Origin of the sequence: Cupriavidus sp. CuC1 (assembly GCF_044627735.1) — a bacterium.
Taxonomy (GTDB): Bacteria; Pseudomonadota; Gammaproteobacteria; order Burkholderiales; family Burkholderiaceae; genus Cupriavidus; species Cupriavidus ulmosensis.
The window spans coordinates 1-10,248 of record NZ_JBIUHC010000243.1; the positions used below are offsets into that span (position 1 = coordinate 1).

Here is a 10,248-nt window from a genome sequence, read left to right on the forward strand (position 1 = left end):
CGGATAGCGCCGGCGGCCCCGGCTGCCGCGACGGTAGTGAGCGCGCCCGCCACCGCGATGCGACCGCGTTTCCGCCCGCCAGAAGGCATGGCGCCAGTGGCGTCGGCCGCCATGCCGCCCTCACCGGCAGCACCGGCAGCAGTACCGAACCCCGCCGCTGCCCCCACGCCCCAGCCGTCCAGCATTTGGGCCCCGGCGGCTCCCGCGGCTGCGGCCGCGCCGCCGGCCGAGCCCGCTCGCGCCGCCGACACCGAATTGTCCAAGGTGTTCGCCCGGCTCGAAGGCCGCCAGGAACCGGCCACCACCAGCGAGCGCGCACCCGCGCGCCGCTCCTTTCTTGATCGGCTGAATCGCTCGTGAAGATCATTGCTGTTGTTTCGGCCAAGGGCGGCGTGGGAAAGACCACGCTGTCGGCCAACCTGGCCGAAGCGCTCGCCCTCGCCGGCGAGAATGTGCTTGCCGTGGACCTGGATCCGCAAAATGCGCTGCGCCTGCATTTCGGCATGCCGCCGCAGGAAGTCGCGGGGCATGCGCGGGCCACGCTGGCCGCGGAAGCGTGGCAGCAGAGCATGTACAAGGGCCGCTCCCGCGTGCTGGTCATGCCGTTCGGCTCGCTCAACGAGGCGGACCGCTCCGCGTTTGAAACGCACCTCTCCACGCATCCGGGATGGCTGCGCACGGAGCTTGCCGGGCTCGGCCTGGGCCGCGACGATGTGGTTGTGATCGACACCCCGCCGGGCCCGTCGCCTTACATGCGTCAGGCGCTGTCCAGCGCGCAGCTATGCCTGATGGTGTCGCTGCCGGACGCCGCCTCCTACGCCACGATGCCCCTGATGGAAGACCTGATCCGCACCTATTGCGAAGGCCGGCCCGATTACCTGGGCCATGTGCTGGTGATCAACCAGGTCGACGTGAGCCGCCAGCTCGGCAAGGACGTGGTGCAGGTGCTGCGCGCCCAGCTGGGCGAGCGCGTGCTGGGCGTGATCCACCAGGACCAGGCCGTGGCCGAGGCGCTGGCCTATGACCGCAGCGTGCTCGAGTACAACCCTCACAGCCAGGCCACGCACGACCTGCAGCGCTGCGCTGCATGGGTGCGCCAGGCGCTGGCCGCTCACGGAGAAGCCGCGTGAAGCCAGCCAAGGCAAAAGCCGCCGCCGCGCCCAAAGGCGCGCGGGCCAAGGGCAAGGACAAGGTTAAAGGCAAAAGCAAAAGCAAAGGCGACGACAAGCCCAACGCGCTGTCGGCTGCGTTGCGGCGTTTCGGCAGCACCTTCATCGAGCTTCCCCTTTGGGATAGCGCTGCGGCGCGGGTGTTGGCGTTGCTGCTCGGGCTGTTCATGTTTGCGCTGGTCATCACGGTGCCGCTGGATTTCTGGCAGCAGGTCGGGTTTGCCGCGGTGTGCTTCGGGCTGGCGATCTGGCTGAACCGGGTCAAGGGCCATCTCGCCACGCTGATGATGGTGATCCTGTCGATCGCGGCGTCCAGCCGCTACATGTACTGGCGCCTGACGGAAACCGTGGGCCTGGGCGGTTGGTTCGACACCGTCTTCGGCATCGGCCTGGTGCTGGCCGAGATCTACGCGTTCGTGGTGCTGATGCTGGGCTACTTCCAGACCGCGTGGCCGCTCAAGCGCCGCCCGGTGGCGATGCCCGCGGACAGCGCCAGCTGGCCCACCGTGGATATCTTCATTCCGACCTACAACGAGCCGCTGTCGGTGGTCAAGCCGACGGTGTTCGCGGCGATGTCCCTGGACTGGCCGCGCGACAAGATCAATGTCTACGTGCTGGACGACGGCCGGCGCGAGGAATTCCGCGAGTTCTGCGAGAAGGTCGGCGTCACCCACGTGACGCGTAATCACAATCGCCACGCCAAGGCGGGCAATATCAACGAGGCGCTCAAGGGCACGCACGGCGAGTATGTGGCGATCTTCGATTGCGACCACATTCCCACGCGCTCCTTCCTGCAGATCAGCATGGGCTGGTTCCTCAAGGACCCCAAGCTGGCCATGCTGCAGACGCCGCACTATTTCTTCTCGCCCGACCCGTTCGAGAAAAACCTGCGCACCTTCCAGGAAGTCCCCAACGAGGGCGAGCTGTTCTACGGCCTGGTGCAGGACGGCAACGACCTGTGGGACGCCACCTTCTTCTGCGGCTCCTGCGCCGTGATCCGCCGCGCCCCGCTGCTGGAGGTGGGCGGCATCGCGGTGGAAACCGTGACCGAGGACGCGCACACCGCGCTCAAGCTGCACCGCAAGGGCTACGGCACCGCCTACCTGGCGATTCCGCAAGCCGCGGGGCTGGCAACGGAAAGCCTCTCGGGCCACGTCGGGCAGCGCATTCGCTGGGCCCGGGGCATGGCGCAGATCTGCCGGGTGGACAACCCGCTGTTCGGGCCGGGCCTGTCGATCCCGCAGCGGCTGTGCTACCTCAATGCCATGCTGCACTTCTTCTACGGCCTGCCGCGGCTGGTGTTCCTGACGGCGCCGCTGGCCTACCTGCTGTTCGGCGCCCACGTGATCCAGGCCCCGGCGCTGACCATCGCCACGTTCGCGCTGCCGCACCTGTTGCACGCGAACATGACCAACTCGCGCATCCAGGGCAAGTTCCGGCATTCGTTCTGGAACGAGGTCTACGAATCGGTGCTGGCGTGGTACATCATGCGGCCGGTGCTGGTGGCATTCGTCAACCCCGCGGCCGGCAAGTTCAACGTGACGCCCAAGGGCGGCGTGATCGAGGAAGCCTACTTCGACTGGGTGATCTCGCGGCCCTACCTGGTGCTGCTGCTGTTCAACATGCTGGGCGTGGTGGTGGGTTTCCTGCGGCTGTTCCTGTGGAATCAGTTCGAGGCCACCACGGTGGTGCTCAACCTGACCTGGACGTTCTACAACCTGATCATTCTCGGCGCCTCGATTGCGGTCGCCAGCGAGACGCGCCAGATCCGCGTGGCGCACCGGGTGGCGATGAAGCTGCCCGCCACGCTGCACTTTCCCGATGGCCGCACGCTGGTGTGCGAGACCATCGACTTCGCCGAGGGCGGCATCGGCATGCGGCTGCCGCCTGGCATGAAGGCCGCCGTGGGCGAGCAAGTGCAGATCTCGCTCTACCTGCAGAACGACGAGCACATGTTCCCCGCCAAGGTGGTGTTCCAGGGTGACACGCACACCGGCCTGGAGCTGGCGGAAATGAGCCCGCGCGAGGAAATGGCGTTCGTGCAATGCACCTTTGCGCGCGCCGACGCGTGGATCGATTCGTGGGGCCGCAAGCGCCCGGATGCCCCGGGGCTGGCAGCCGGCCAGATCCTGCGCATCGGCCTGCTTGGCTTCCATAACGTGATGTTCCACCTGGGGCGCGAGATGCGCCACTTGCTGCGCCGTCCAGAACCTGGCGCTTCTACCCGTTGATCGGCCTGATCGGCCTCGTCGGCCATGCGCCGCGTCCCGCAACGGTTCGGGACGCGGCTTGACCACGCACCGGACCACTGGCAAAAAACAGAGAATGCGTTTGACCAAGACACCACGCCTGACCGATCGCTCAACTGCGCCCACAACCGCGCCCACAGCCGCGCGCCTGCCCGCGGCGGCCCGCCTGAGCGCATTGCTCGCGCTTGCCATGCTGACGGTGACCCCGGCCGGCGCCCAGCGCGCCAGCGTGCCCGACACCACGCGCGACGCAGTCGCCGCGCAGTCGCCCGCCGCAGTGGCCGTGCAGGCCGCCGCCGCGCCCCGCAGCGGCGCGCGCACCGTGCAGCTCACGCTCAAGCAGCTCGGCGCCACCGCGCCATTCCAGTTGCGCGGTGTGGACGCCATCAACGGCGTGCCGTTCTCGATCCGCGCCGACGAGGTCGTGACCGGGGCGCGCCTGAAGTTGCGCTACACGTACTCGCCCGCGCTGATACCGGCGCTGTCGCATATCAACGTGATGGTCAACGGCGAGGTCGCCGGTACCGTGCCGGTGCCCAAGGACACCGCGGGGACCAGCCTGGAGCGCGATGTGCCGATCGAGCCGCGGCTGATCACCGAGTTCAACCGTCTCAACCTGCAGCTGATCGGCCACTACACCACCGATTGCGAAGATCCCTTCCACTCCAGCCTGTGGGCCACCGTTGGCAATAGCAGCGTGCTGGAACTTACGCTGACGCCGGTGGCGCTGTCCAACGACCTGGCCCTGCTGCCGCTGCCGTTCTTCGATCGCCGCGACGTTGGCCGCCTCAGGCTGCCTTTTGTGTTTGCGGGCGCACCGTCGACGGCCACGCTGGAAGCCGCGGGCACGGTTTCGTCGTGGTTCGGCGCGCTGGCCGGCTATCGCGGCGCATCGTTTGCCGCCACGCTCAACCAGGTGCCCGCCACTGGCAATGCGGTGGTGTTCGTCACCAACGAAGAAAAGCCCGCCGGCGTGCAGGTGCCCGCCATCAGCGGCCCGTCGATCGCGGTGGTGCCCAATCCGGGCGACGCCAACGCCAAGCTGTTGCTGGTGATGGGCCGCGATAGCGCCGAGCTCAAAACCGCGGCGCAGGCGCTCGCGCTCGGCGCGCGCGCGCTGTCCGGGCAGAACGCCACCATCAACAAGCTCGAAGACGTGGCGCCGCGAGTGCCCTACGACGCACCCAACTGGATCCGCAGCGACCGCCCGGTGCGCTTTGGCGAGCTTGCCGAAGTGCGCGACCTCAATGTCTCGGGCTACAGCCCGGACCTCGTGCGGGTGAATTTCCGGCTGCCGCCCGACCTGTTCGGCTGGCGCAGCAAGGGCATCCCGATCGACCTGAAGTACCGCTATACGCCGCGCCCGGTGGTGGACAAGTCCACCCTCAACATCAGCGTCAGCAACCAGTTCCTGCGCGCGTACGCGCTGCGCTCGGTCAGGAACCAGGATGGCGGCGCCAGCCAGTTGCTGGCCAAGGTGCTGCCGGATGGCTCGGTGCCGGTCGATGAGCACATCGAGCTGCCGCTGTTCATGCTGCCCGCGCAGTCGCAGCTGCAGTTCCATTTCTACTACGACTACCTCAAGCAGGGCGCGTGCAAGGACGTGATGCTGGACAATGTCAAGGGCGCGATCGATCCGGACTCCACCATCAACATCACCGGCCTGCCGCACTTTATCGCGCTGCCTGACCTGGCCGTGTTCGGCAACAGCGGCTTCCCGTTCACGCGCATGGCCGACCTCTCCGAGACCGCGGTCATCCTGCCGGACAAGCCTGCCGCCGAGGACTACTCGACCTACCTCACGCTGATGGGGCGCATGGGCGAATCCACCGGCTATCCCGCCACCGGGGTGGCCGTGAGCGCCGCCGCGCAGGTCGGCAAGCAAGCCGCGCGCGACCTGCTGGTGATCGGCACCACGCAGAGCCAGCCGCTCTTCACGCAATGGGCCGAGCGCATGCCGGTCACGCTGGCCGGCAATGAAAAGCGCTTTGCGCTGACCGATCTGGTGTCCACCGTGACGGGCTGGTGGAACGGTGCGGATGGCACGCGCAACCGCCCGGTCGAGACGCGCATGTCGATCAGCAGCGCCAGCACCGATGCCGCGCTCAGCGCCTTCGAGTCGCCGCTGGCATCCGGGCGCAGCGTGGTGGCCGTCGCCAGCAACGCGCCGCAAGGCCTGCTGGCGATGACCGAGGTGCTGCTCGATCCTGACCAGGTCACGAACGTGCAAGGCAGCCTGGCGCTGGTGCGCGGCAAGGAGATCAACAGCCTGGCGGCCCAGCAGAACTACTACGTGGGCAAGCTGCGGCCCTGGACCTATGTGCAGTGGTGGCTCTCGCAGCGGCCGCTCGCCATGGTGCTGATGATCGGCGGCGCCGCGCTGCTGCTGGCGGTGTTGATGTATCTGTCGCTGCGGGCACGCGCCGCGCGCCGCAAGCTAGGGGAACACAAGTGAGCGTGAACCGCATTCGCCGCCTATGGCTCGCGGGCTTGCCCGGCCTGGGCGCGCTCGCGGCGCTGGGTGGCTGGCCCGCGCTGGCCCACGGCGCCGCGCCGAAGACATCGGCGCCGGCCGCCTGCGCGTGGCCGCTGTACCAGCAGTTCCTGTCCCGCTTCGTGCAGGCCGACGGCCGCGTGCTCGACCCGTCCACCAAGGAGCAGCAAAGCACCTCCGAGGGCCAGTCCTACGGCATGGTGTTTGCCCTGATGGCCAACGACCGCGCCACCTTCGACCGCCAATGGCAATGGAGCATTGCCAACCTCGGCGCGGGCAACCTGCAGGACAAGCTGCCCGCCTGGCAGTGGGGCCACCGGGCCGACGGCTCGTGGGGCGTGATCGACGCGAACCCCGCATCGGATGCCGACTTGTGGTTCGCCTTCGCGCTGCTCGAAGCCGCGCGGTTGTGGAAGCAGCCGCGCTATGGCGAGCAGGCGCGCGCGCTGCTCAAGCTGGTGGCCAGGCAAGAGGTGGTGTCGCTGCCCGGCTTTGGCACCATGCTATTGCCGGGCCCGCAGGGTTTTGCCCAAGGCAACGCCGATGGCCCGCGCCAGTGGCGCCTCAATGCCAGCTACCTGCCGGTGCCATTGCTGCGCCGCCTGGCTGGCGCCGAGCCGTCCGGCCCTTGGGGGCAGCTTGCCACGCAGGCCGGCAAGCTGGTCGAGGCGGTGGCCAGGCAGGGCATCGTGCCCGACTGGTCGGCCTACCGCAGCGACGCTGGCGGCAGCGGCTTTCTCACCGACCCGGACAAGGGCGATGTCAGCAGCTACGACGCTATCCGCGTCTACCTGTGGGCCGGCGTGACGCCACGCGGCGACGCCGCTGGCCGCCTGCTGATGAAGGCGCTGGCGCCGCAGGCGCAGCGCATGGCGGGACGCGCCGCGCCGCCCGAGCGCATGCACGCCGATAGTGGCGCGGTGGAAGGCGACGGCCCGACGGGCTTTTCCGCCGCCCTGGTGCCGTTCCTGCAGGCGGCCAGATCGCCGGCAGCCGCGGTGCAGCGCACCCGGGCCGAGACGATGATCGACGCCGCCACGGGCAAGTCCGCCGCCACGTACTACGACACCGTATTGGGATTATTCGGCCTCGGCTTTGCCGAAGGCCGCTACCGGTTCGCGCCTTCGGGGCAACTGGAGCTGGAGTGGGAGAAGACATGTCGAACCGCAAGCGCCCGGCCATGAACGGACGCGCGAACACACCCCGCCCGACGAGCGGGCAGCATATTCCCGCGGACACCGCGCGCGGCAAGGGCCTGCGCGCCAAGACACTGGTGCTGAGCCTGCTGGCGGCGTTTGCCGCAGCTGCCACGGCGCAGGAAGATCCGGTCAAGCTGTTGGTGGACCAGGGCAAGTACTGGCAGGAACGCGGCCGCAGCGACCGCGCCGCCGAAGCGTGGCAAAAGATCCTGCGGCTGAATCCGGCCCAGCCCGAAGCCCTGTACGGCATGGGCGTGGCCGAAGCCGAGGCGGGCCGCCCCGACGGCGCGCGCACCTACCTGGAGCGACTGAAGAAGGCCCAGCCCAACTCCCCGCTGGTGGCGCGCCTCACGCAGGTGATCAGCAGCGGCGGCGTGACCCAGCAGGTCGAGCAGGCGCGCCAGCTGGCGCGCAGCGGCCAGAGCGAGGAAGCCGTCAAGCGCTATCAGCAAGCCGCGGGCGGCGCGGTGCCGCAGGGCAACCTGGCGCTGGAGTACTACCAGACGCTGGGTGGCACGGCGCAAGGCTGGGAAGAAGCCCGCAAGGGCCTGGAGCAACTGGCCCGCGCCAATCCGTCGGACAACCGCGCGCAGCTCGCGCTGGCGCAGCACCTGACCTACCGCGAGTCCACGCGGCGCGACGGCATCCGCCAGCTGGAGGCGCTGTCCAAAAGCAGCGACGTAGCCGGCCAGGCCGGCGAGAGCTGGCGGCGGGCGCTGACCTGGCTGGGCGGCCGGCCGGCGGATGCGCCGCTGTACCAGGCATGGCTGGCAAGCCATCCCGACGACGCCACCATCCGCGCCAAGCTCGATGCGGTCAAGGCCCAGCACCAGCACCAGCAACAGCAACAGCAACAGCAGCAAGCCACGCAAGCGGCCGGCGCCGCCAGCAACCCGGTGCGCCAGATCGTGCAGCAAGGCTTCGATGCCATGGATGCCGGCGACCTCGAGCGCGCCGGCGACCGGTTCCAGACCGCGTTGCAGGAGCGCCCCGGCGACGCCGACGCGCTCGGCGGCATGGGCGTGCTGCGCCTCAAGCAGGAGAAGTTTGCCGAGGCGGTGGATTTCCTCGACCAGGCCGCCAAGCGCGGTGCCGGCGGGCGATACCGCAGCGCGCAGAACAGTGCCACGTACTGGCTGCTGTCCGAACAGGCCAGTGCAGCGCGTGGCGCGGGCAACCGCGCCGAGGCGCGCAGCCTGCTGGAGCGCGCGATCAAGCTCGATGCGCGCGAGCCCTCTGCCCAGGTGGCGCTGGCCGACGTGATGGCCGAGGAAGGCCAGTACGCCCAGGCCGAAGCTGCCTATCGCCGCGTGCTCAAGCAACAGCCCGACAATCCCGACGCCACGCGCGGCCTGGTGGGCGTGCTGGCGGCGCAGAACAAGAGCGCGGAAGCACTCGCCATCGTGCAGAACCTCACGCCGGCCCAGCAGGACAAGGTTGGCTCGCTGGGCAAGCTGCGCGCCGAAGAGGCCCGCGGCCAGGCCCGCGCCGCCTTGCAGCGCGGCGATACCGCCGGCGCGCGCCGCGCGCTGGAAGACGCGATGGCGGCCGACCCTACCAACCCGTGGGTGCGGCTGGATGTGGCACGCGCCTATGCGTCGATGGGCTTGAAGGAGCAGGCGCGCAGCGTCATGGACGGCCTGCTGCTGTCCAATCCCAATATGCCGGACGCGCTGTACGCGAGCGCACTGCTGTCGGCCGAAACCGGCGACTGGCAAAGCGGGCTCGATGCGCTGGAGCGCATTCCGCCGCAGAACCGCACCCGCGACATGGGCACCCTGCAGCGCCGCCTGTGGGTGCACGCCGAAGCCGCCCGCGCCAGCGGGCTTGCCGCCGCCGGCCAACAGGCCGCCGCGCTGGGCGTGCTGCAGCAAGCCCAGCGCTACGCCCAGCAGGACCCCGACCAGCTCGGCGCGCTGGCGCTGGCTTACGCCGATGCGGGCGACGAGGCGCGCGCGCTCTCGCTGATGCGCAACGTCATGGGCCGCACGGTGCGCCCGGACGTTGGCATGCAACTGCAGTACGCCGCCATCCTGCTCAAGACCAAGCAGGACGTGGAACTGGCCGGCGTGCTGCGCCAGCTTGCCAGCGCCAACCTGAGCAACTCGCAACGCCGCGACTATGACGACCTGCGGGTCGCCTACATCGTGCGGCAGGCCGATGCGCTGACCGAGAGCGGCGACCTCGTGGCAGCCTACGACATGCTGGCGCCGGCGCTCTCCGAGCGCCCCGGCAACGGCGCCGTGCGCGCCAGCCTGGCGCGCATGTATGCGCAGGCGGGCGAGAACAAGAAGGCGCTGACGCTGTACGAGAGCGTGCTGGAGAAGGATCCGCGCAACCTCGACCTGATGCTGGCGGCAATCGGCACCGCCACCGCCGCCAAGGAATTCAGCTGGGCCGAAGGCACGTTGCAGATGGCGCTGGCCCAGGCACCCAAGTCGCCCAAGGTGCTGACCGCCGCCGGGCGGCTCTACCGCGCCCAAGGCAAGACCTCGCGCGCTGCCGAGTACTTCCGCGCAGCGGTGGCGGCAGAGAACGTCGCGGGCTTGTCCTCGGCAAGCGCGCGCCCGGATGGCGCGGGCTTCGACCGCGTGCCGTCCAACCCGTTTGTCGGCCTGCCTGGCCAGCGCGGCAACTCGCAGTTGCCGCCGCCCGGGTCGCAGGCGCCGTACCTGATCGTGCCGGGCCCCACGCGCGCCGCGGCCGCGCCCCAGCCCGTGATGGCCGCCACGGCGCCCGCGCCGGTGATGATGAGCGCCGGCGCACAGGCCTCGCAACCCTATATCCCGACGCCGGTGTCCGCTGCCGGGCAGGGCATGGCGCCGGCGATCCAGCAGCCGCAGGCCTACTATCCGCAGCAGGCGCAAGCGCCCATGCCGATGCAGGCGGCTGCCAGCACGCGCGGCAAGAACGCGCGCGCGGCCAAGGCGGGCCCGCAGGCCTATCCAGCCAATCAGGCCAATCAGGCCAATCAGGCCAATCAGGCTTACCCCGCCTATCCTGCCTATCCGGCCAACGCGCAGGCCGCCCAGCAGCCGGGCGTGCCATATCCAGTGCCGCAGCAAGCCGCGGCAGCGCAGTATCCCTTCGCGCAGTACGCCGCGCCGGCAGCCGGCGGTTATGCGGCGCCGCCCGCG

General features: G+C 69.4%; 5 protein-coding genes and 1 pseudogene. All 6 read left to right on the plus strand.

Annotated elements, in window-relative coordinates; all coding sequences use genetic code 11:
• Positions 1-360, plus strand: a pseudogene (locus tag ACGLHR_RS48460) (hypothetical protein); the annotation flags it as partial.
• Positions 357-1,130, plus strand: coding sequence for a cellulose biosynthesis protein BcsQ (gene bcsQ / locus ACGLHR_RS48465; protein WP_400102856.1), 774 nt, complete (start codon positions 357-359; stop codon positions 1,128-1,130). The pseudogene ACGLHR_RS48460 and the gene bcsQ, both read left to right, overlap by 4 nt.
• Positions 1,127-3,400 carry a UDP-forming cellulose synthase catalytic subunit gene (gene bcsA, locus ACGLHR_RS48470; RefSeq protein WP_400102857.1) on the plus strand — a complete coding sequence of 758 codons (2,274 nt, stop codon included), beginning with the start codon at positions 1,127-1,129 and terminating at the stop codon, positions 3,398-3,400. The genes bcsQ and bcsA overlap by 4 nt, the downstream gene beginning before the upstream one ends.
• Before the next feature lie 208 nt (positions 3,401-3,608).
• The gene (bcsB, locus tag ACGLHR_RS48475) at positions 3,609-5,873 is read left to right on the plus strand and encodes a cellulose biosynthesis cyclic di-GMP-binding regulatory protein BcsB (protein ID WP_400102860.1); all 2,265 of its coding nucleotides are present in this window, start codon (positions 3,609-3,611) and stop codon (positions 5,871-5,873) included.
• Positions 5,870-7,096: a cellulose synthase complex periplasmic endoglucanase BcsZ gene (bcsZ, locus tag ACGLHR_RS48480; RefSeq protein ID WP_400102858.1), complete on the plus strand. Its 1,227-nt coding sequence runs from the start codon at positions 5,870-5,872 to the stop codon at positions 7,094-7,096. The genes bcsB and bcsZ overlap by 4 nt, the downstream gene beginning before the upstream one ends.
• Positions 7,069-10,248 (plus strand): tetratricopeptide repeat protein (locus tag ACGLHR_RS48485; protein ID WP_400102859.1); only part of this gene is annotated, 3,180 nt, incomplete at its 3' end. The genes bcsZ and ACGLHR_RS48485, both read left to right, overlap by 28 nt.

Bases quoted from the DNA above. Each gene is read 5' to 3' on its own strand.
- bcsB (WP_400102860.1), top strand. From the start codon at position 3,609: ATGCTGACGGTGACCCCGGCCGGCGCCCAGCGCGCCAGCGTGCCCGAC.